The sequence below is a fragment of the Fructilactobacillus sp. X8R4C1 genome, from assembly GCF_059900905.1.
Genome location: NZ_JBWXVJ010000001.1, coordinates 23488 through 47324, shown reverse-complemented (window position 1 = coordinate 47324; position 23837 = coordinate 23488). Strand labels below are relative to the sequence as shown.

Annotated in this window: 17 protein-coding genes; 10 read left to right on the top strand and 7 right to left on the bottom strand. The window is 43.5% G+C overall.

Translation table 11 applies throughout. From position 1 onward, the window contains the following. Positions 1 to 38 precede the first annotated feature (38 nt). Complete coding sequence (locus AC6UDA_RS00200) at positions 39 to 2813, bottom strand: cation-translocating P-type ATPase (protein ID WP_500710857.1); 2775 nt, start codon at positions 2811 to 2813, stop codon at positions 39 to 41. A 262-nt stretch (positions 2814 to 3075) separates the two neighbouring features. Here AC6UDA_RS00200 and AC6UDA_RS00195 point away from each other — a divergent pair, with 262 nt between their 5' ends. Next, the gene (locus tag AC6UDA_RS00195) at positions 3076 to 3984 is read left to right on the top strand and encodes an alpha/beta hydrolase fold domain-containing protein (RefSeq protein ID WP_500707953.1); all 909 of its coding nucleotides are present in this window, start codon (positions 3076 to 3078) and stop codon (positions 3982 to 3984) included. Between the two features lie 19 nt (positions 3985 to 4003). Here the strand turns inward: AC6UDA_RS00195 and AC6UDA_RS00190 are convergent, their stop codons facing one another. The 3 genes from AC6UDA_RS00190 to AC6UDA_RS00180 form a co-directional block, all read right to left on the bottom strand. Continuing rightward, positions 4004 to 4597: a cadmium resistance transporter gene (locus AC6UDA_RS00190; RefSeq protein ID WP_500707553.1), complete on the bottom strand. Its 594-nt coding sequence runs from the start codon at positions 4595 to 4597 to the stop codon at positions 4004 to 4006. Positions 4598 to 4608: 11 nt separating this feature from the next. Next, a complete protein-coding gene (locus AC6UDA_RS00185) occupies positions 4609 to 5124 on the bottom strand; it encodes a hypothetical protein (RefSeq protein ID WP_500707554.1) in 516 nt (171 codons plus the stop codon). Positions 5125 to 5279: 155 nt separating this feature from the next. After that, a complete protein-coding gene (locus tag AC6UDA_RS00180) occupies positions 5280 to 6467 on the bottom strand; it encodes a multidrug effflux MFS transporter (RefSeq protein ID WP_500707555.1) in 1188 nt (395 codons plus the stop codon). A 161-nt stretch (positions 6468 to 6628) separates the two neighbouring features. On the opposite strand from AC6UDA_RS00180, the gene lepB reads away from it, so the two are divergent. The 4 genes from lepB to AC6UDA_RS00160 all read left to right on the top strand — a co-directional run bounded on the left by lepB (position 6629) and on the right by AC6UDA_RS00160 (position 10415). Further along, positions 6629 to 7231 (top strand): signal peptidase I, encoded by a 603-nt coding sequence (gene lepB, locus AC6UDA_RS00175; protein WP_500699744.1) that lies wholly within the window; start codon positions 6629 to 6631, stop codon positions 7229 to 7231. A gap of 63 nt (positions 7232 to 7294) precedes the next feature. Further along, positions 7295 to 8389 (top strand): hypothetical protein, encoded by a 1095-nt coding sequence (locus tag AC6UDA_RS00170; RefSeq protein WP_500707556.1) that lies wholly within the window; start codon positions 7295 to 7297, stop codon positions 8387 to 8389. A 76-nt stretch (positions 8390 to 8465) separates the two neighbouring features. Next, positions 8466 to 9791: a C1 family peptidase gene (locus AC6UDA_RS00165; protein ID WP_500707951.1), complete on the top strand. Its 1326-nt coding sequence runs from the start codon at positions 8466 to 8468 to the stop codon at positions 9789 to 9791. Between the two features lie 432 nt (positions 9792 to 10223). After that, positions 10224 to 10415 carry a hypothetical protein gene (locus AC6UDA_RS00160; RefSeq protein WP_500694254.1) on the top strand — a complete coding sequence of 64 codons (192 nt, stop codon included), beginning with the start codon at positions 10224 to 10226 and terminating at the stop codon, positions 10413 to 10415. A 65-nt stretch (positions 10416 to 10480) separates the two neighbouring features. On the opposite strand, the gene AC6UDA_RS00155 is transcribed toward AC6UDA_RS00160, so the two are convergent. After that, positions 10481 to 10639, bottom strand: a complete 159-nt coding sequence (locus tag AC6UDA_RS00155) for a hypothetical protein (RefSeq protein WP_500694255.1) — start codon at positions 10637 to 10639, stop codon at positions 10481 to 10483. 119 nt (positions 10640 to 10758) lie between these two features. Between AC6UDA_RS00155 and cls the strand changes: the two genes are divergently transcribed. Continuing rightward, a complete protein-coding gene (cls, locus tag AC6UDA_RS00150; protein WP_500706035.1) occupies positions 10759 to 12231 on the top strand; it encodes a cardiolipin synthase in 1473 nt (490 codons plus the stop codon). A gap of 96 nt (positions 12232 to 12327) precedes the next feature. On the opposite strand, the gene AC6UDA_RS00145 is transcribed toward cls, so the two are convergent. Further along, positions 12328 to 13752: an NAD-dependent succinate-semialdehyde dehydrogenase gene (locus tag AC6UDA_RS00145; protein WP_500696202.1), complete on the bottom strand. Its 1425-nt coding sequence runs from the start codon at positions 13750 to 13752 to the stop codon at positions 12328 to 12330. 240 nt (positions 13753 to 13992) lie between these two features. On the opposite strand from AC6UDA_RS00145, the gene AC6UDA_RS00140 reads away from it, so the two are divergent. Then, positions 13993 to 14265 (top strand): helix-turn-helix domain-containing protein, encoded by a 273-nt coding sequence (locus AC6UDA_RS00140; RefSeq protein ID WP_500710269.1) that lies wholly within the window; start codon positions 13993 to 13995, stop codon positions 14263 to 14265. Positions 14266 to 14309: 44 nt separating this feature from the next. Here the strand turns inward: AC6UDA_RS00140 and AC6UDA_RS00135 are convergent, their stop codons facing one another. Beyond that, entirely contained in the window at positions 14310 to 15623 is a 1314-nt protein-coding gene (locus AC6UDA_RS00135) for an NCS2 family permease (protein ID WP_500707948.1), read from the bottom strand. A 174-nt stretch (positions 15624 to 15797) separates the two neighbouring features. Between AC6UDA_RS00135 and AC6UDA_RS00130 the strand changes: the two genes are divergently transcribed. The 3 genes from AC6UDA_RS00130 to addA are packed head-to-tail and all read left to right on the top strand — an operon-like array spanning position 15798 to position 23669. Then, a complete protein-coding gene (locus tag AC6UDA_RS00130; RefSeq protein WP_500695890.1) occupies positions 15798 to 16373 on the top strand; it encodes an NAD(P)H-binding protein in 576 nt (191 codons plus the stop codon). Next, on the top strand, positions 16373 to 19957 hold the full coding sequence (locus AC6UDA_RS00125) for a PD-(D/E)XK nuclease family protein (RefSeq protein WP_500710267.1): 3585 nt from the start codon (positions 16373 to 16375) through the stop codon (positions 19955 to 19957). Before AC6UDA_RS00130 ends, AC6UDA_RS00125 begins: the two co-directional genes overlap by 1 nt. Further along, entirely contained in the window at positions 19944 to 23669 is a 3726-nt protein-coding gene (gene addA / locus AC6UDA_RS00120) for a helicase-exonuclease AddAB subunit AddA (protein WP_500710266.1), read from the top strand. The genes AC6UDA_RS00125 and addA overlap by 14 nt, the downstream gene beginning before the upstream one ends. Positions 23670 to 23837: the final 168 nt, after the last annotated feature.

Genomic DNA, 23837 nt, shown 5'->3' with positions numbered 1-23837 from the left:
GGGATGTTGAACAATTTGTTCAGCATCCTCTTTTAATTTTATAGGGCTTTTTCTAATTTTTGTAGGTGAGACATGTGTTGGTTGAACTTGTTATGGATGTGTCGTCTTACGAAGTACTTTCTGACCTCATCGATTAGAACCAGTGGAATTGGGATGGCAATCAGATAGATCCAGTCACTGACACCAATTGCAGCGGTTCCAAAGACACCTTGAAGGAACGGAACGTAGATTAGAAGGGTGATTAGGACAATCTGAAAGGCAATGCCCCACATGATGCGGTGGTTACTAAAGATCCCAATTTTAAATAGGGAAGTCGAATCGGTTCGACAGTTAAGGACGGCAGCGATTTGACAGAATCCGATGGCAGCTAGCGTCATGGTAGTGGCTTCGGCGTAAAACGTGCCACTGCCAGCTAGCGGAATCTTGGGCCAACCGTGTTGGTAGTTGGCAAAGAAGTAACCGCCAGTTGACAAGATAGACGCAAATAGTCCGTACCAACCAAACGCTTTGATAATAAGTCCCTTGTTTAACAGGTGCGAGCTTCTTGAACGTGGTGGCCGTTTCATGATTCCCGGTTCACTCTTTTCGGTTCCAAGTCCCAGAGCTGGCAGGAGATCAGTCCCCAGGTCAACGGTTAAAATCTCCATAACCGTCAGTGGGAGTGGAATGGCACCGTTTGAGATTAGGAATAGAATTGATGGAAAGGCTTCGGCCATATTACTGTTCAAGATGTAAAGGAGGAACTTCTGGATGTTGCTGTAGACGGTTCGACCTTCTTCAATGGCAGAAACGATGGAGGCAAAGTTGTCGTCGGTTAAAATCATGTCGGCGGCATCCTTGGCGACGTCGGTTCCGTTAACCCCCATGGCGATGCCGATGTTAGCTTTCTTTAGAGCTGGAGCGTCGTTGACACCGTCACCAGTAGCGGCAACCACGTCACCGTTTTTTTGACACATGGAGACGATTCGATACTTGTCTTCCGGAGCCACCCTGGCAAAGATGACTTCACCCTTGACGGCTTCTTGAAGTTGATCGTCTGACATCTTGGTTAATTCTTCTCCGGTGATGACCCGCGCCTTGTTAGAGGTAATGCCGATTTGGACGGCAACACTCTTGGCGGTTAAGGAACTGTCACCGGTGACCATGATGATCCGAATGTTGGCACTATTACATTTCTTGACGGCGTCAAAGATTTCCTCTCGTGGGGGATCGGACATGACGGCTAGACCAACAAACGCGAGGTTCTTTTCGGTGTTGTCAATCGTGGCTTGTTTCGGATCATCGGTGTCGTCATCGCGGTAAGCAAAAGCGAGTGAACGCAGTCCTTGTTTAGCGTAGTCGGCATTAGCTTGGTTAATCTTTTGCCTGTCAGTTGCGGTGATGGGGCGCACCTGACCGTTTACTAGGATTTTGTCACAAATCGAAAGAATGTTATCAAGGGCACCTTTAGTGTAAATGACGTTACTGCCGTCTGGCGCCGTCTTTTGAATCGTGGTCATGCGGCGCCGATTGGCGTCAAATGGAAGTTCTTTCAGCCTCGGAGTCTGTTTTGTTGCGTCATCACGGGTTAAACCAGCCTTGTCGGTTAAGATGTTCAATCCCGCTTCGGTTGGGGTTCCTAAAATTGACGGAGCTTTCTTGTTGTCTGGGTCGTACTTAATGGCCGTATCATTATTTAGCAGGGCAATCTTTAACAAAAGGTTCAAATCCGGTTCGTGAGCGAGATCAACGTCTTGTCCGTTGAACTGGATTTTGCCGTTGTTGAAATACCCCGTTCCGGTAACGGTATACTCCTTGTCTGGAAGCCAAACGTGGTTGACCGTCATCTGATTTTGGGTCAGCGTTCCGGTCTTATCAGAACAGATTACGTTGGTTTCACCCAAGGTCTCAACGCTGTCTAAGTCTTTTAAAAGGGCGTGGCGTTTGGCCATGACCTGGGTGCCGTGGGCTAGAGACAACGTGACGGTCGGAAGGAGTCCTTCTGGGATAAAGGCCACAATCATTCCCAGTGCGAAGATAAACGACTTGGCAAGTGGGTAATGAACGAAGTAGATGGCGAGGATGAAGAACGTAATCCCAATCGCAAAGGCGATAATCGAGATTTGACGAGTGAGACGGTTCAGTTCCTTAGTAAGTGGTGAGTCCGTCTTCTTTTGGTTTTGCGTCAGGCTGGCAATCTTACCAAATTCGGTGTTCATCCCGGTCTTAACGGCTAAGACGGTCGCCGTTCCGTTAGTGACAACGGTCCCAGCGTAGACCACGTTACTGATGGCAAACTTTCCGTCGCCGTGTTGGTACTTATTGTTCTTATCAACCGGAAGTGATTCACCAGTTAGAGCAGATTCGTCCACCTGTAGTGATGAAGAATGGACCACGACTCCATCAACTGGGATGGCGTTACCGGCTTGTAGTTGTAGTAGGTCGCCGGCGACAATCCCATCAGCGTTGATTTGAACTGATTTCCCGTTTCTGATGACGTTGACGTAGGTTGGTAGTAGATTGCTCAGTGCGTCGGTAGCCTTTTTGGCCGCGTGTTCCTCCCAAAATGAGAAGAGACCATTAATAATGTTGACCGCCCAGATTGCGATTCCAAGGTCTACGGTGCCTGCCAGAATGGCAATCACACCACTGACCCACAGCAGCATGGCCATTAGTGAAGTGAAGTTTTTAAGGAAGGCGACTAAAACCGATTCCTGCTTACCCTTCTTGATGACGTTGTATCCGTTTTTTTGTAACTTTTGTTTGGCCTCGCTGGTAGTTAGACCCTTGGTGCTCGAGGTGTCTAGCGTGCTAGTGAGATCTGACAATGGCATTTTGGCGTAATCATCGTCAGTTAGAATTTTGTTATCCAATGTTTCTCACCCCTTTTTCCAAATATCGTTTAGAATGTGCTTCTAAACAACCGTGGACTGATTTTAGCCTCTTTTTTTAAAAAAGCAATAGAAAAAACTGACTTTTGTAAAATAAATTAATTTAACCTGAGTCAGGGCAAAACCATCACGATTAAGTAGGAATAATTGCCGGCCTTCTGCTTTTGAATTATCATAAAATTAACTACTTCAAAGGAGTCTTAAAATGGTTAAATTCATTGAACGTGAACATAAATTTTCGCCTGCCGATTCTGACTTCGTGGACCGCAAGTTCATCGATGTGGCCTATGCGGATGGAGAACGACACAAACTAGACGTTTACCTACCAAATGAAAAGCGTGACCGTTACCCGGTCATCATTGATGTACATGGCGGTGGGATGTACTTCGGACAGAAGAGTTCTTTTAAATTAAACGGTGCTTTGGAACTGTTAAAGCGCGGTTACGCGGTTGTCAGTCCCAATTATTCGCTTAGTTACATGAAACCATTTCCCACCGCAATCTACGAATTAAAAGCCGTGGTGCGCTTCGTGAAAGCTCACGCTGATAGTTATCACTTTGATAGTAACGCAGTTTTCATGATGGGTGAATCATCAGGGGCTCAATTAGCGATGTTACTGGCAGCTTCTGAAGCCAGTGGCCACCTTGAAAGTGATTTTGGTAGTCATTTTGACTATTCGAGTCAGGTTGATGGTGTGATTTCTTCGTACGGATTGTACGAAATGGACCTTTTAAAGCCGGAGTTTGAGGCGCTCGGTCAAAAGCCCAATTTTTATGAAACCGGTGACGCCGACTCTTTTGAGGGTGCCATGCTGGGATTTCACCGACCGATTGACGTTCCTGATTTAGTTGCCGAGGCCAATCCGGTGACGTACCTAAATGATGCCATGGTTCCGGCGCTTCTATACGCGGGAACCGGTGACCGAGTTGTTCCTTACGTTCAGACGATTAACATGGCGGCCGAACTCATCAAGTTCATTGGCAAACAGAACGTTGAGGTTCACATTGTTGACGGCGTTCCCCATGGTCCAAGTGGTTTTATGAATGAGACCGTGTTTGACCAGAAGGATCAGTTCATGAAACGAGTTATGAAACAAAAGGAAAAGGCATCCTAGTGGGATGCCTTTTTGTTAATTAATGAAAGAAATGGGCAATCGTTCCGTTTTGAACTAAAACGGAGACTCCCAAAAGAATGTACACGATTGATGACAGGTAACGGCCGTATTTTCCTAACAGCTTCTTGATGGGCTGGTTATCCTCAATGAGGATGGCACAGAAGAAAAAGATGACCGCCATGATGAGCATGGTGATGAGTGCCAAGAGTAGTTCTAAATTAGTTTTGCGGATGAAAATGGGAATGAAAACGGCGACGTTATCGGCACCACACGCAGTGATGGTGATCGCCACGACTTTCATCACGATTTTGAATTTCGATCCCTTACTGGTACTGATGTCACTACTTGAGTGCGGCTTTGGTGGAAATAACTCCTTAATTCCGAATAAAATGGGGAAGATCCCAAGAAGACCGAGAATCCACATCTGAGGCACGGCCCCGAGAATTCGCGCAATTATCATTGGCAGTAGAGTGAGCCCCACCGTTCCAATTAAGTCACCAGTTAGGACCAACTTTGGGCTCTTATAAGCTCCTAACAAGAGGACCAAGACGAGTAAGTAATCCAGATTGGTTGAAAAATAAGCCACGATTGAGCTGAAAATAATTTCGATCATTGGTTCACTCCTTAAAATGCTCGAACGGCAATGACGATGCCATCGGCGACGAAGAACAAGGCCAATAAGATGACCGTTTCTGAGGTGGAGACAAACGACAGAATGGTGAGGGCCACTGAAACGATAATGCCCAAAATCCCGAGGCCAATCACGACTGAGTGGTACCACTTCCGAACCTTAGGGATGAATTTGACCGTTAAAAGTTCGGTGAGGGAGTCCACGATTATCCAGGTAAATATTAAGATCAGGACCACGTGAAAGTTTAGTAACTGATGAAAAAACAAGATGATACTGATTACGAGTTCAATCGTTCCCGTTACAATTAGGGTCTTATTAATCACATTGAAATAGTTGGACAACTCGTAGTACAGGACGTAACGGTAAATTCCGGCAAGTAGGGTTCCAAGTGCCATAATGGTAATTAAAGAGCCAATTGGTCGGATAAATAGGAGGAACGCAACAAATAAAAAGTAGAGTCCGACTACAAGTGAGAAGGAGTCGAAGCGTTTGTTTTTGGTGGTGAGCATGGGGGGTGTTCTCCTTATTGATAGAATAAATCTGCAGAAAACCTGCAGAAAAGATGATGTAAAAACGTTGATTTGATAGTCTTTGGGTACTTAAGGGTGCTGAAAACCTGCAGAAAACATGAAGAAAACCTGCAGAAAAAATTAATGATTTTGCTTTATTTTCTCACAGTTTTGGGTCTGACCAACAATAAATTAATCAGAATCATGGCAATTAAAATGATGAGTCCCATTGGCAAATACGTATTTTCACCCATGATACCAACGAGTGGTGAAACAATTCCACCCATGGCGTTTTGCGTTAGACCCACAAGAGCTGAGGCACTGCCGGCGTTCTTACTGGCAGCGTTCATGGCGACGGTCGTGGATAACGTCAGCATGGCACCGATAAAGATGAGAATGATGAAGACTAGGATAATAACCACTAACAGGTTTTTAAACCAGATGGCACTGAGAATCAGGATGAAACTAGTGATGATGGTGGCCTTAATGAACCATTTTAATAGGGTGATGGAGTCGGTTTTCATTACCAAACGACCCGGCAACGCACTACCAATCCCAATTGCAACTCCGTTTATGGCGTATAAGAAGCTAAATTCGGTGACTGACATGTGAAACTGACTCTGAAAGACAAAGGAAGAGGAAGAAATGTAGCTAAATAGCGACCCGTAGACCAGTCCGGTTGCGAGCACCAGGCGGAGAAACTTGGGATCCTTTAGTAGGTAAAACATCTGTACTTCGGATTGAAAAAGGGAACCGGTGCTGCGGTTTTTGGGCGTTAAGGTTTCGGGAATGCCAAAGAGGCACATGAAAACGATGACGATTCCGATCACCCCTAAAATGAGAAAGATTCCCTGCCAGTCGGTAATTTTAATGATTAAACCACCAAAGATGGGAGCAATGATTGGGAAGATGCCGTTAACAGCAGTCAATAGTGAATAAAAACGGGTCAGGATTTTTCCTGAAAACATGTCACGAGCGACGGCTCTAGAAATGACTTGACCGGTTGCTCCAGCGATTCCTTGAATGAGTCTTAAAGTGATTAAGGCATAGATATTGGGAATGAACGCGATCATTGCAGATGAGACACTAAATAGGACAAAACCGATGATTAGTAGTGGTTTTCTACCATAATGGTCACTTAAGGGGCCGATGATGACTTGTCCAACCGCCAGGCCAATCAGACAAGCAGTGATGCTTAGTTGCATCATAGAGGCGTTGGTGTGAAACGTTGCCATCATCTGTGGGAGCGCCGGCATGTATAGGTCCATTGATAGTGGACCTGTTGCGCTCACGATCCCAAGGAGGACCGCTAACCAAATGACGTGACTTTTCTTTGTTTCCATTTTTTCATCCCTAGTAAAAAATTTGCGATCAATGACGCACTAATTGCTATTATAAGGTATACTTACTAAATATATAAAGGAAATTTTCGGGATGGAGTTCATCCCTGACAAATCATTAGTGATAGAATAAAATTATACATAATGATTGAGGAGAATCTGAAATGAAATTTTTTAAGAGCGTCATGAGTTGGGTGATTCCGATTGTGATTGGACTGATCCTAGCCTTAATAATCAGACAATATCTATTTACGCTGGCCAAGGTTGATGGACCGTCGATGCAGCCGAACCTTGAAAATGGGGAACGGATCATGGTCTTCAGACAGGCGAAGATTAAGCATCGAAGTGTCGTCGTGTTTAATGCGGCGGGGGAGGATCCCACCGCTGCCCCGAACACCGACTACGTTAAGCGGGTGATTGGACTTCCTGGTGATACTGTTGCCTTTAAGGGTGGCAGTATCTACGTTAACAACAAGAAGGTTAACCAGGATTACATCAGTAAGAGTCAGCAGCAACAGGGAACTTACTACAACCGGATGCCTGGTGACTGGGATCTAACTAGTTTATCCAAGAACTGGCCTAAAAATAAGGGTGCCGTTAAAGTACCTAAAGGTGAGTACTTCGTTCTAGGTGATCACCGGAGCGTCTCAAACGATAGCCGTTACTGGGGCTTTGTTCCAAAGAAGAAGGTCGTTGGGGTTGTCAAGACCTTCCCATGGAGTACCACCAAGCAAAAGCGGTATAATATTAATGAATTAGGATATTAAATCAATAAAAGCTCATCATATTTATGATGAGCTTTTTATTTAAATTAATTTTTGGGGGATTATATGAAGGGATTGATGAAGAAGCTTTTATTTGTGATGTGTCTGCTTTTTGTTGGATTGGTCGTCATTTTTTACCTTTTAGAATTTATGAAATCAAATCAAAATGAGACCCAATCATCAAAACAAGCACACGCCTATCAGGTAGTTGACAACAAGGATTACTCACGGGGCTATTATCCATACGAATCGGCCTATAAACCCGATGAGAACTATCCGAACACTTTACATACGATTCGGGGTGACGGTCATTCTGACTTTGTTACCCAATACTTTTTACCTACTTATACCAGTAGACACGCGCGTTTGAACGACCGCAATCACCGGCTGATGCGTAATCCACAGAGTGTGGTGCTACACGGACAGTATGCGTACGTTATGTACACCTTCTACGGTGGCTCCAACACCGGGTTCGTGGTGCGCTATGATTTAAAAAAGCTAAACGAACTGGGATTTGACTTGCCAGGCTACATGGGGAAGTTTCGTCATAGTAAGACCGAATTGGCCGCCATCAAGGTTGGGCCCGTCTTTCACACGGGGCACGGGCAGTCGATGGCCTATAACCCTAAGAATAAACAGATGTGGTTTATCAAACAGAATGGCTTCAAACCGGTTGTCCAACGTCTGAACATGGACACCTTAAAGCCAGAACAAAAAGTCAGAGCACGGGTTCAGTCGACCATTCCTGGTAAGGTTCCAATGGGAATGGTCCTCGCCTTTGATAAAACCGGTCGGGCGTATTTTTACAGCATCACCCATCATGGAATTGCTCCAAGGGGAGCCGTCAAGATTTATCGCGGCCAGATTAACGAGCGGGGAGCTAAGTTCAAACTAATTCCGCAGTTAATCCGACACGCTCCTGGGATTGTGCCTCAGTCACTAGCGTACAATGATAAGAATAATAACCTATATCTCGTTTCCAATGGTGGCATCATGCGGATTCCGGTCAATAAGTTAGGCCACTTAAAGACCAGTGACATCCGGACGATTATCACCGATGGTCACCGTGAATTTGAGGGACTGTCGTTTGAAAACGGGAAGGGCATGTTGCTGGTAAACCGTGGTCCCGAGCTGATGCGAATGACGAATCCTAATTTTTAGTCCCTTCGCTTGTAAAACGATTAGTTGAGACTTAGAATTACAATTAACTAATTAATCGAAAGAAAGGACGAAGATAATGACGGAATTTAATCATCCAATTACACCAGACGACGTTGATCAAATGCAGGCCGATCTGGAAGTGCAACCTAAAAATGAAGTGATCTCACGGGCCATCATGACTAATGGGATTGATAAGGCTTCAGAGGACCCTAAGACGGCGGTGCGTCTGAACCGCACCTTCTCAATTGACATTGATACGGGAACGGTTTCTAATCAGAAACACAGTGGCCGCTGCTGGCTATTTTCATTGTTAAACACCTTGAGACATAAATTTGCGGTCAAGTACAACAAGAAAGACTTTGAGTTATCCCAAAACTACCTGTTCTTCTGGGACAAGATTGAACGGGCGAATATGTTTTACGACCGTATGATTGCATTGGCCGATCGACCAACGAGTGACCGGGACGTTGACTTTTACTTGAGCATGCCGGGTGAAGACGGTGGCCAATGGGCAATGGCAGCGGCACTGGTCCAAAAGTACGGCGTTATGCCCAAAGAGGCTTTTCCAGAAACGGCCGTCACCGATGACACCACCGACTACGATGAGGTGATGGATCGAAAGTTACGTCACGACGGGATGGTCCTCAGAGACTTGGTTAATTCTGATGCCTCAGACGATGATATTAATCAAATGAAACAGAAAATGATGACAGAGGTCTACCGCATGACGGCTTACTCATTTGGTGTTCCACCAAAGACCTTTGACCTTGAATATCGTGATGATGATAAGAAGTATCATTTAGACCAGGGTTTGACTCCCAAGCAATTTTACGACAAGTACATTGGCGTTGACTTAAACGATTACGTCGTTTTGACCAATTCACCTGATAAGAAGATGGATGAGATGTATTCTCTTCCAAGTCAAAACAACGTTGAGGGTGGCATGCCAATTGAGTTCTTGAATGCCCCAATGGACGAACTGAAGGAAGCCGCCATTAAGCAACTTAAAGATGGCGAGACCGTTTGGTTTGGAAATGATGTTTTGCATCAAATGAACCGACAAAAGGGTTACTTGGATAGCAAACTCTACCGTCAATCTGCCTTATTCGGGGTTGATATGACCATGACCAAGGCTGAACGCCTCAAGTACCACGAAGCTGAAGTTTCCCACGCCATGACGTTGACCGGTGTTGATTTAATCAACGACGTTCCAACGAAATGGAAAGTTGAAAACAGTTGGGGCAAGAAGGTTGGAGACGACGGCTACTTCGCAATGACCGACGAATGGATGCAGGACTTCGTTTACGAAGTGGTTGTTAAGAAGAGTTATCTAAAACACACCCAAAAAGAGGTCTTGAAGAAGACTCCAATCAAGTTGGATCCATGGGATTCATTACAATAAAAATTAATTTAACACTCTTCCGATGGGAAGGGTGTTTTTTTATGGCTTATTTTATTCCGTATGATAATATATAATTATAAAAAAAGGCAGTCGCATTGATATACAGCTGCCCGTACAATTGCTTCATACTTTAATGAATCGTTATTGGGATGCATAGCTAGGACAGTTATTGATCACAAAATGTTATTGGTAAATATTCCATTTTTGGTTTTAACGTAAGTTCGTTTCACAGTAGGTTACCTCTTTTTTAGATTTACATTCGTTGTTTTGGCATGAAAAAAGTGTTTGTGACATTATACACTATTACAATCCATTTAACAGCGGGTTAAAATTCCAAAACACCGCTACTAAGCGGTAGACACCGATTTATATTGCTTGTATAATTTGCATCAATAATTATTAAACAAGCAGTAGAATAGGTGGGAGAGTAAGATGAAGTGGTTTTTAAAAATTGGATTGTACGTCGTTGAATTTATGATATTTGGATCGTTATCTTTGGTACTAATTAGTCTCCCCATCGATTACTTTCCGATGCTAATACTGCTTTTCTCCAGTTTGGCATTCTTGTTAATCATTAATCAACGTGTTCAGAGTACAATTAATCATCATTATCGATATAAATGAACAAATAATAAAAAGTGTTCCGTAGTTGTGAACGATGTTTACTAATCGCCAACTATGAAACACTTTTATTTTTTCAAAAACAATTGATAAACTAAGATCGCGATTACTATGGCGGCAAAGACCACGGTTGCGACCTGCGGATTGGCAATCAGGGCGTTGACTAATCGATGAAGAATCGAAAAACTGTGTACACCATGTAGTCCAAGGACAAAGTAAGAATTCATTTTCATCACCTGCTATTTCATGCGAAGTACATATCATTTTAATCCATCGTTAGCAAAAAAGTAAGCAAAGTCTTTTAAAATTATGTATTATAGACGTATAAAACCTAGGAGGATCTACAATGGCAATTGATTGGATGTTAATTTGGCACATTATCGTCATCGGTAATGCGATTTTTGCGATTATTACCGTGTTCAGGCAACCCCGAGACATCGCCGCAACGTGGGCATGGCTTTTAGTACTGGTATTTCTACCATTACTAGGTTTCATTATTTACGCTTTCTTTGGGAGAAAACTACCTAAGAGTAAGTTCTTTCGGTTAAAGGGTAGCGTGAAAAAACACGTGAGACACGAACTTAGTGAAGAAAAAGCAATGCTTAAAAAACCGAAGGATGCTGACACACCATCAAAACAGATTGCGTGGGAGTCAGCTAACATGGTTCGCATGTTTATGAATTCTGATACCTCGCCACTCTATGACAACAACAAAATCGACGTTTTCACTAATGGCGACAAGTTGATGGATCAGATGTTTTCTGACATTAAGAACGCGAAAAGTTCCATTAACCTTGAATTCTACACTTTTTATGCTGATAAAATTGGGAAAAAGGTCTTAGCGGCATTGGTTGAGAAGGCCAAAGAGGGCGTTGACGTCCGGGTCATCTATGACTCATGGGGTTCGATGGGGACCACGCAGAAATTCTTTAAACCGCTGTTTGAAGCGGGTGGCCATGCTTACCCATTTTTACACACCCATTCTAATTTCTTTGATTTTCGGGTTAACTTTCGAGATCACCACAAGATTCTAGTGATCGATGGTGAGCATGCTTACGTCGGTGGCTTTAACATCGGCGACCAGTACATGGGTTGGAGTAAGAAGTTTGGTAATTGGCAGGACTGTTCAATTCGAATTCACGGAAACGCCATTTATGGACTCCAGTCCCAGTTTATTTTGGATTGGAACGCCACTGATGGGAAACTCCAAATTAATCCCAACAACCCAGAAATGATCAAGAAGTACTATCCAATCATTCATACCGACGGTGAAGCGGTCATGCAGATTGTTTCCAGTGGCCCTGATACCAGTATGGAACAAATTAAGATTGGCTACATTAAGATGATTGAAATGGCCAAACACAAGGTCCAGATTACGACGCCATATTTAATCCCTGACCCATCGGTCTTAGATGCCTTGAAGATTGCGTCCATGTCAGGCGTTGACGTCCAAATCATCGTGCCAGACATGCCGGATCATCCGTTCGTATACCGGGCCACCCAGTACTATGCACGTCAGTTAACCAAACTGGGGGTCAAAGTCTACTACTACAATAACGGCTTTATGCACGCTAAAACGGTTGTCGTTGATGATAAAATTGTCTCAGTTGGGTCCGCTAACATGGATTATCGTAGTTTTAAACTAAACTTCGAGATTAATTCATTTACCTATGATGAAGCATTTGGAAAACAAATGGGAGCAATTTTTGAAGAGGACTTGAAGAATAGTACCCTGCAGACAACGAAGATGTTTGAATCGGAATCATGGTGGTTAAACTTTAAGCAGCACTTTAGCCGTTTATTGTCACCAATTCTCTAACGTTCAAATTTAAAAATAAAGAAGAGCCTAGATTAAACGATCTAGACTCTTCTTTATTAAAAAGGATGAATTATTTAAGTTCATTCTTAGTTTGATTTATTTTTCAGGATCAGTGGCAACCAGTGCACCTGCCAGGTTATGCATATCTGGTTCTTGAGCGGTAACGATCAATTGTTGATTGACGAATGCCATTTGACCAATGTCACTCATTTCTCTACCATAACCAGAACCTTTTACACCACCGAATGGTAAGGCTGGAAGGGAAGCAAGGAAGTTGTTAACAAAGACCATCCCGGTTTCAATCTGGTCGGCAACCTTGGCGCCATGTTGGGGATCACCGGAGAAGACGATTCCACCTAGTCCATAAGGGTTGTCGTTTGCAAGATCAATGGCTTCTTGTTCACTGTGGGCCTTGTAGACCGAAGCAACTGGACCAAAGAATTCAGTGGTGTAGCCAGGGTTAGACTTGTCGATGTCGGTAAGAATGGTTGGCATGAAGAATTGGCCTGGGAGATCAACTGGTTCATTGCCATAGACTACCTTAGCGCCGGCTTTAATGGTGGCATCAACTTGGGATTGAAGTTTGTCCTTAGCTTTCTTGGAATTCATTGGAGCAAGCGTTGTGGATGGGTCCATTGGATCACCCATTTTAACCTTGCTGAAGTCTTCCTTTAATTTCTCAACAAACTTGTCGTAGACGTTGTCCATGACGATGAAACGTTTGTCAGAACAGCAGACCTGACCGTCGTTATAGAGACGAACCCGCCAAGCAATGTCTTCCGCTTTGTCTAAATCAGCGTCATCTAGAATCAGGAATGGATCCATTCCACCCAGTTCCATTGAGTTTTTCTTGAGGTTTTTACCAGCGGCCTCAGCGACTGAAGATCCACCTCGTTCGGAGCCAGTTAGTGCTACTCCTTGAACCCGTTTGTCTTCGATGGCTTTTGTGACCTGGTCGTATGATAGGAACATATTGGTTAAAGCGCCCTTTGGTGCCCCAGCCTTTCTGATGACGTCCGCAAATGATTGGGCTGAGTCTGGGATGTTTGAGGCATCCTTTAGAATCATTGGGTTTCCTACCATAAAGTTGGGAGCAAAGACTCTCATGATCTGGTAGTAAGGGAAGTTCCATGGCTCAACCATGACTAACGTCCCGAGGGCGTGGTAGTGAACTTCAGCCTCACCAGTTACAATTGAAGAGATGGCCTTTGGTTGAAGCAATTCTTCGCTGTGGTCGGCGAACCAATCAGCAATGATGGCACAAAGTTCAACTTCACCTTGAGATTCGCGGAACAACTTGCCCATTTCAATGGTAGCGGTCTTAGCTAGATCGTCCTTGTTGTCACGCAAAGCCTTGGCAACGTTGTGAAGGATTTTAGCTCGTTTTTTAATGTCTTGTTTTTTCGTTTTTTGATAAAGCGCTTCGTCAGTTTTTAGGACTTGCTCTAATTCTGCGTCGGTAGCGTTTGGATAAGTCTTAATTGTTTCGTTGTTAAATGGATTTACAGTCTCATATGCCATAATAACTCTCCCTTATTATAAATAAACTTGAATTAAACTTTAGTGACCAAATAACTATGAGAATCAGTTAGCTAACTCATATCTCACCTTGAGTATAATCCATTCGGAAGCGGTTACAATGAAATTGGCTTAATTGTTTTGAAAAAATTATTTACCTATATATTTACGAAAAAGATACAAAAATCTTGCAAGTGGGAAAAGAACAAAAAATAAATATATACTTGATAAGGGGAGAATATAATGAATAAGTTAGAAAAGTATGTCTTAGATAGAGATAAAAAAGAACCCGGCTTTAAGAGTGGGGTTCAAAAAGAAGAAGGCAAATTAGAAGGTGCTGTTTCAGTTATGAAAGTACGGAAAGATGCGGGATATTCTCAAAGAGAACTTGCTAAAAAGGCTAGAATTCCTCAGTCAACCGTTAACCGCGTTGAGAAGGGTGATAACGTTAGTGTAAAGACGCTTTCAAAAATTGCGACGGCGTTAGGTAAAAAACTTAGTATTATCATTTCTTAAAAAAGCCCCAAAATGAACTTTCAAATTCATTTTGGGGCTTTTTGTTATTTTACGTTTAAGATCCACAAGAAGACTAGGAAGATAATTGCTAACGAGTACATCATCCAACCGACTTCTTTACCACGTTTAGCGGCAATCATGGTAATTGGGTAGGCGATGAAACCAAGTGCAATTCCGTCAGAGATACTGTACGTTAGTGGCATTCCAATTGCAATCAGAAAGGCTGGGGCTGCCACTTCAAACTTGTTCCAATGAATGTTACCAAGTGACTTGGCCATCAAGATTCCAACGATAATCAGTGCGGGAGCTGTCACCTGACTAGTAATAACGGTCAATAGTGGCGAGAAGAACATTGCTAACAAGAACAGAATTCCGGTCACAATTACCGTAAATCCAGAACGACCACCAACCGCAATGCCGGCTGATGATTCCACGTAGGCACCCATTGGCGAAGTTCCAAGAAGTGAACCAACCAGCATGGTAACCGAGTCGGCACCTAAAGCACGGCCGATTCGTGGAATTTTATTGTTTTTCATGTAACCAGCCTGTTCGGCTAATCCAACTAACGTTCCGGCGGTATCAAAGAAGGTTACCAAAAGGAACGTCAACACGACGACAATTAACTGGGGCGTGTTGATCTTGTCAACATTGAATAGTCCTACTAGGAAAGTGGACTTAATGCTGGGAACTGCCGAGACGATTCCGGTAGGCATTTTGATTAATCCGAAAAGGACTCCAATTACGGCTGAAGCAACCATCCCAATGAAGATTGAGGCTGGAACGTTAGCGGCCATCAAGAACAAGGTGATGACTAAGCCGGCAACCGTCAGTAAAGTAAGAGGGTTACTGAACGAACCAAGACCCACCAAAGTGGACTTGTTAGCAACCACAAGCCCACCATTGTTTAATCCTAAAAAGGCAATGAACAGGCCAATCCCACCAGCAATGGCTGACTTTAAGTCAGATGGAATCGAATCAATGATTTTTTCTCGCAACTTGAGCAAGGTCAAGATGACGAAAAGAATGGAGGCAACAAACACGCCGGCTAGTGCGGTCTGCCATGGAATCTTCATCCCAATACATACGGAGTACGCAAAGAAGGCGTTGAGCCCCAGACTGGCGGATAATGCAAACGGATAGTTTGCGATGATTCCCATTAGGAAACAGCCAAAGGCAGAGGCGAGGGCCGTTGCCGTAAAGACGGCACCTTTATCCATTCCTGCGGCACCCAAAACATTCGGGTTTACGAATAAAATGTACACCATGGAAACAAAAGTCGTAACTCCCGCAACCGTTTCACGGGTGAAGTTAGTTCCTAATTCCTGAAAGTGAAAAAACGAGGCAATTCGATTAGCCATTTCCACAACTCCTATCAAATTAATATTCGGTTTTTCAAAAACGAATTACGATAATAGGATAACACAAAGTTAAAATGTGTCAAATCACGAACGATACTAATTACAAGGCAAAAATCGTGCATTAACGTCCGTTGACATGTTTGTTAGAATTAGAGTATGAATGGAGTTTTAGAGATGAAGAAGATTTTATTATTAGGAAATACTCCGGCCGAACAAATGGTCTTTAACTACTTTAATAGAAGTAATAAATTTCAGGTTTTTGAGATTACCGCGGGCGATTTTACTAAGGAACGGACGTATCGGGGACACTTAAAGGATGTTGATATCGTGGTTTCTTTTCTGGGACCGATGGACGTTGATTTGGACATGGAAGCGTTGTTTTCCGTGATTTATTCGCACCGCCTTCAACTAGAACGAGTTATTTTTCTTTCGGTAGCAGGCATTGACAAAGAAGTTGACGGAAAACTTGATTATCCGGGAGTCGATGACGTCTCTGAATTTTTAAAGCAGCAACAGTATGCCATAAAAGTCATTGATGAATCGGAAATCCCCTACACTGTTTTTCGCTTGGTTAACGTAGTTAATACCAAACACAACGATGGTCATACGATTGAAGAAGGAAAGTCCGTTCCAGTTGGAGACGTTTCCCATGAAACGGTTGCACATTTTGTAATTGACGCAATCGTGAACGAGAAATTTATCAATCAGTCACAAGCACTCATTGAGGAGCGTTCAGAAAGGAAAGCATAATGGCACTACAATTTGTCTTAGGCAAAGCCAGTAACGACCATTTTAAAAAAGTGGTCGGAAATCTTGATCAGTCCATGCAGCAGCATCCACACGATGCATATTTTTATTTGGTACCGAACCATATTAAGTTTGAGTCCGAACTAGGGACGCTGAAACAATTGAATCATAAGCAGCAGAACACGTTTGCTGAGACACGGGTCCAGGTTTTTTCCTTTTCGCGATTGATGTGGTATTTTCTCGGCAACAGTAAGGAGTATCAACTACCTCGGCTTTCAAAAGATGCCATCAACATGATTATTTTTCAGATTATTGAAAATCAACAAGAGCAATTATCCGTATTTAAGGGTGAAGGAGCCCAACCAGGTTTTATTTCGCAGGTGGCTGATCAGATTAACGAACTGCAGCAGGGCAAGATTGACCCCGATACGTTGGATAAGATTGCTGATCTTGATCCTGGAACGATTAATCCCGAATTACAGGGAAAACTGAAAGACATTAGCGTGATTTATCGCGAATTCTTGAAAAAAACGGACGGAAAATACGTCTATAGTTCACAGACTTTGACAATGTTAAACCAGTACCTACTAAACACCGACCTGTCCCAGATGCATTTTTACATCAGTGGTTTCTCCCAATTTTCTGCTTCGGAACTAGACATCGTCAAAACGTTGATTGATAAGGCCAAAGACATCACGATTGACCTCAACTTGGACCGTTCGTATCCAAATGAAATGCCCGATAACTCGGCCTTCTTTTTGCGTTCGGGAAGACTGTACAACCAGTTGTACCAGTACGCTAAGGCAAGCGGGGTCAAAATCATGACCGATCAGTACGCGGGCGACTGTCGTTGTAGTGATGGCATTAAGGAACTAGAGGACTACTGGATTTCAAGTAGCCAGGTCGGGACACCAATTTCGCCGAACACGAATGGCAACTCGGACCTCGAACTTTTTCGGGCTGATTCCAATTATGACGAGTTGATGAACATTGCGACCATGATTCGTCAGATGGTTGCCACGGGACGCTTTCGTTACTCCGATTTCATGGTGGTTACCAGACATTTGGACAAGTATCAAAACGTCATTGATCCCATTTTTCAGATGCAACAAATTCCGTATTTCGTGGACATTCAGAAACACATGGACAATCATCCCCTAGTGGAACTAATCGACGCGTTGTTTTCCATCTATCGTACCGATCGGAAACGGAATTACCGCTACGACGATGTGATGCGATTACTAAAGTCAGAATTACTACTGCCAAGGGATCAAGACGGAAAGCCGATGAACATTGATCGTTACCGTCGCTGTCTTTCGTTGTGTGAAAATTTAGTCCTAAAAAATGGCTACGAGGGGAAATGTTGGACTCAGGACGAAGACTGGGAGTACGCCACTGTTTCTGACAACGATACGGGCATTATGTCAAATCGAAATAAGGAAATCTCCACTGACATCAACGTCATTCGCCACTTTGTAAAAGAAACGTTACCACCATTTTATAAGAAAATGGCGCAAGCCAAGACGGGGAAAGATGCTGCCAACCTGCTGTACCAATTTTTGGATGAAAATGGTGTAATTAATGAACTAAAACACTGGCAGGATCATGCCACTGAACGTGGTGACCTACAGGAAGCTGGTCAGTCGGAACAAGTTTGGAACACACTGTGCGGTTTACTGGACGACTTTGTTACTTTTTTGGGTGATCATCCCTTTGAGATGGACACCTTCCTGGACCTCTTAAAGGCTGGTTTTGAGGGAGCGTCATATTCCCAGATTCCATCAACCTTGGATCAGGTCACAATCTCTGAAACCGGACTAGTCCAATTGAACGATAAAAAAGTGACCTTTGTAATGGGAGCTGACGACAATAGCATGCCAGCCACGATTGAAAACAATAGTCTTTTTAACGACGCCGATCGTGACCAGATGAATGATAACTTTACTGATGACCAGTATTTAAATGACAACAGTGAGACCCAAATGGTCAACGAACCCTACTTAAATTATTTAGCCTTCATGACCCCATCTGATAAATTGGTCTTTTCGTACAACTTGGGTGGCGGAAAGGAAGACGTGACTCAGTCCATCTCACCGTACATCGCCAGAATTAGGGATCACTTTAACCTAAAAGAGCAACATGTAAGTGGGACGCCAGCATCTGATTCTAACGATGTTCGGCAGTTCATTGGTTCCAAGCGTGCCACCTTAAAGTTCTTGGTCAAGGCCGCACTCGATGCTAAGGTTAGTGGTAAAAAATTGAGTCCAGCTTGGAATCAGATTAAAGCGAACCTTGAAAATGACCCAACGATGCGGACCATCACGCAGAAGTTACTTGGTAGTCTGAAGTATGAGAACGTGCCAGCTTCTTTGAAGCCACAAATTGTGACGGGGCTGTACGGGAACACGATTAATACCTCCATTTCTAAGCTAGAAGAATTCTACTATGATCCGTACGAATACTTTTTGAAGTATGGACTACGACTAAGAGAACGAGACGAGTTTAATCTTGACCCCAGCAGTACGGGAACGTTCTACCACGAGTCCCTTGATGAGTTGGTCAAGAAGATTAATGCCGAACACATTGACATTACTAAGTTAACCAACGAACAGATTAAAAACATGGTAACTGAAATCACTGATACCATTATTGAAAACGACCCGAACCTGCAGTACGAAATCCTGAAGAGTTCCAACCGGATGGAGTACATTGCTAAGCAGTTAATCCAGACGGTGATCCAGATGGCGACGGCACTTAGAGACCAGTCCCATTACACCAGAATGCGACCGAAAAACACCGAGGTCATCTTTGGTGAACCCGGAAAACCGAATGGCATTGACGGTCTGAACTTTGATTTAGGCAGTCAACACTCGGTGAACGTGCGGGGCCGAATTGACCGGATTGACCAGATGTTCATTGATGGGACTGAGTATCTCGGGTTGGTCGACTATAAATCCGGTGAAAAGAAGATTGATTTATCGGAAGCCTATGACGGAACGCGGATGCAGATGATGACTTACCTTGATGCGGTGCTACGAAATCAGGATAAGCTATCTACTACTGACAAGGTGAAGTTAGCGGGAGCGCTTTATATGCACATCTTTGACCCGATTTTGAAGCCGCAAGACGTTAAGAATTTTGATGATCCGAAGCAGCTGGAAGCCGCATTGATGAAGGCTCATAAGTACACGGGCCTCTTGGTTAATAACGATGGTATGTTAAAAGACATGGTCAATAACGTTGACGATGCCGGTAATATTTATCCATATCAGTTTACCAGTAAGGGTGATTTATACAGTAATGCGGTCAAGACCAGTATTGTTGAACCACGTGACTTGGACCTTCTACTGAAACGGACTGAGGATCGGATTAAGAATGCCGGTAAGCAGATTTTTGCCGGAAACATTAAATTGGAACCGTCTCAGTATAAAGACCAATCCAAGATTATTTATTCTCCCTATAAACCGGTGATGCAGTTTGACCCATTATTAACTGAAAATAACTATCGAATTGTGAAAGACATGGGGAACAACAAGGACGTGATTGACTTCTTAAGAAAGGAGGCACGTGATAATGGCGAACAATAGTATGAATTTTACCCCCGAACAAGAAAAGGCCATTACGGAAAAGTTTCAGGGAAATGCGTTAGTGTCGGCCTCAGCTGGCTCGGGAAAGACCCGGGTGTTGGTTCAACGAGTCCTAAATAAGGTCGAACACGGCGTTGACGTTGACCATCTGTTGATTGTGACGTTCACGAAGGCCGCCGCTAAGGAGATGCAGGATCGCATTAAAAAGGGTCTCCAAGATCAAATTAATCAGACCAGTGACAATGCGCAAAAACGAAACTTAGTCAAACAAATTCGGAAGTTGTCAGTGGCCCACATTTCAACGATGGATGCTTTTTGCCAGTGGTTGGTCCAGAAGTACTACTACGCTATTGACCTAGATCCCAACTTTCGGATTTTGGCCGACCGAACGGAGCTGGAGATGCTCCGGGATTCCGTCTGGGAAGACGTGCGTGAAGACCTGTACGGAGACGATGAGGATGGGTCATTTGCCAGATTGACCCGCAATTTTTCTAGTGATCGAGGTGACGACGGTTTAACCGACGTGGTTCTGGGACTTTATGATTTCGCAAACGTTGATCGAGATCCAGTGGCGTGGTTAGATAAGCTTTCAGACTTGTATCAAATGGACGGTAGTATCACTCGGAGTGCGTTTTACCAGAAATACCTCCTCCCAGAACTTCAAAACAAAATGAAGCAGGCCATTAGCTTACTTGAACAGTCCCGTCAGGAATTTTTAAACGGTGCCATGTCTGATCGGGCCGATTTGGTTGAAGCTGACATTAAAAAGTTGAATCAGATTTACGATCGGTTGAAAACAGCGGACTGGGATGCCCTCTATGATGTATTTCATGATTTTAAACTGGGAACCATGTCTCGGAAAAAGGTGGATGATTCTCAAAAAGAATTCAAGAAACAAGCCATGGAACTGCGTAAAAATGCTGATGATACGATCAAAAAGAACCTTACCAATCGGTACTTTTTTGCCAAACAAGCTGACAATTTGGATGTGATTCATCATTCTGAAACCATCGTTAACAAGTTAGTGGACGTCGTTAAGACGTTTTCGACGCGCTATGCTGAGGTCAAAAAACAAAAGCACGCTTACGAATTTATTGATATTGAACACTTTGCGTTAAACATTTTAACTGGGAACAGCAAGGACAGTCCTGAAATTCAACATCAGTTTCAGAACTACTTTAATGAAATCATGGTTGATGAGTATCAGGATAATAATCGTCTTCAAGACGCCATTTTAAACGCCATGAAGAATCCGAAACATGAGAACATGTTTATGGTAGGAGACGTCAAGCAGTCGATTTATCGTTTCCGGTTGGCCGATCCCGGGATGTTTCTGGAAAAACTAGACGATTATCAAGAATCCGATAATCCGGATACGGCGGTCGTTTTGGCCGATAATTTCCGTTCGGCCAAAAACGTCGATGACTTTACCAACTTAGTCTTTTCTCAAATCATGGACCGGGGTCTTGGTGAGATGAACTATACCGGCAACGCCAAGTTGAAGTACGGGGCCACTTACTACGGTGATGCCGTCAAATCAAACGCCAACGTTATGATGTATGTAGATGATTCAGACCATGATGACGACGATCTGACCCTTGAACCAGACAGTAGTTCTGAAGGTCAGGTTAAAATGGTGGCCGATCAAATTCAGGACCTAATGAAAAAGAAGATGCAAATCTACGACAAGACTACGCACGAGATGCGTGACATTCGTTACGGTGATATTGCCATCTTGGAACCAACCCGTAAGAACAATTTAGATATTTCCAAGGAATTTGCCCAAAAACAGATCCCACTTTCAATTGATGGTGGCGAGAGCTACTTTAAAACCACTGAAGTTCAGATTATGATGTCACTCTTACAGATTATTGATAATCCCTATCAAGATATTCCGCTCGCGGCGGTCCTGCGTTCGCCAATCGTGGGAATGGATGAAAATGAGATGGCTTATCTGCGAATTAACCACAAGACCGGTGACTATTTCACGTCGCTTCTTGATTTCTACCACAACTATCCGACACAGGAACCAACCGAATTTGGTAATTTGGTTTCCAAAAAAGTGCAGTTGTTCTTGGATCAATTGAATGATTTTAAGGACTTTGCGACAAAACATGAACTTTCAGATTTGATCTGGCACATTTACAGTGTGACTGGTTTCTTGGACTACGTTGGTGGGATGCCGGCCGGAAAGAAGCGCCAGGCTAACCTGCACGCTTTATACGAACGGGCCGCTGAATACGAAAAGAGTAGTTTTAAGGGTTTATTTGCCTTCGTGCAGTTTGTCAAACGATTGCAGGACAAGGACGACGATTTAGCGGAGGCCCCTGCAGAAATTGAGACCGACTCGGTCCACGTCATGACGATTCACGGTAGCAAAGGGCTGGAATTTCCGGTGGTCTTTTTGATGGACGCTACCAAACAGTTCAATAACTCTGACAGCCGGGGAAACTACATTTTCAATAATAAATTGGGAATTGGGGTTAAATACTTAGATCAAAAAAAGCATGAACTGTTGCCCAGTTTGCAGTACGTGGCCATTAATGATTTAGAATACAACAGTATGTTAGCCGAAGAGATGCGGCAGTTGTACGTTGCGCTGACCAGGGCTGAGCAACAACTCTATATCACTGGGATTGTTAAGAACAAGAAGTCGGTTGAAGATGAGACCAAGAAGTGGGAACGTGCCTATCAGAGTTCAGACCTGGTCTTAAATCAATCCACGAGAAGTAGTGCGAATAACTTTATGGACTGGATTGGGGCCGCACTTGCTCGTCATCCGAACTACTATCAGGACCGCGGAAAAGTTGATGCCACCCACGTTTTGGCGAAGGATCCGACGAACTTTAAGGTCGAATTTGTGACGGCGAAGGATTTGAAGCAACCTGGGACGACCGAAACAAAGTCGGCCACAGAGGAACAGGAACTTCCAGCTGATCAAATTGATCAATCACAAATTCAGCAGATTATGGGGTTCAAATATCCATACAAAGCAGCCACTACTACCACGGCCTATCAATCCGTTTCGGAAATCAAACGATTATTTGATGATCCGGACAACATTCAACTGGGAAGTGTCGCCGAAAGTCGCAACATGATTTTAAGGCGAACGCGATACAATAACTCAACGTTTATGCAGCCGCAGTTTATGCAATCGGTCGGACAACCCAACTCGATGGAGATTGGAACGGCAACGCATCTGATTTTGCAGAAGATTAACGTCAAAGAACCGGTTAATCACAAGACGGTTTCAGAACTCTTGGCACAGTTGGTTAATGATAAGTTAATTACGCCGGAGGTTGCCAAAAAGGTCAACGTTGATTCGGTTGTCGAGTTTTATCAAAGTGACCTAGGCAAACTAATTAAGGCTCATCCCGATCAACTTCATCGGGAAGTTCCGTTTTCGCTGCTGGTCTCGGCCGATCAAATTTTCTCTGAGTTTGAAAACGATTCAAAACAAAAGTTGTTGGTCCACGGAATTATTGATGGTTATCTTGATTTAGACGATGGAGCCGTTCTGTTTGATTACAAGACCGATTTCGTTAATCCGAAGAGACCGGATGCGAGTGTCAAGAAGATCATTGACCAGTATCGTGGTCAGGTAAATATCTATGGCATTGCTTTATCAGACATCTTGGGTAAACCAGTTAAAGACGAATATTTATACCTGCTATCAAATAATACCTTGCAGCGGGTTAGGGCTAAGAAGTAAATAGTAAGAACGTCAGTCAAAAATGATTGGCGTTTTTATTTTCATAAAAAGCGAACAATATTGGCTAGACAACTTAATTGATTCAAAGAAAAACGAATGATAAAATTTGTGGTAACTTAATGATTTACCTAATGTAATTTAGAATTTTCGTAATTGAGGATGCGTTCA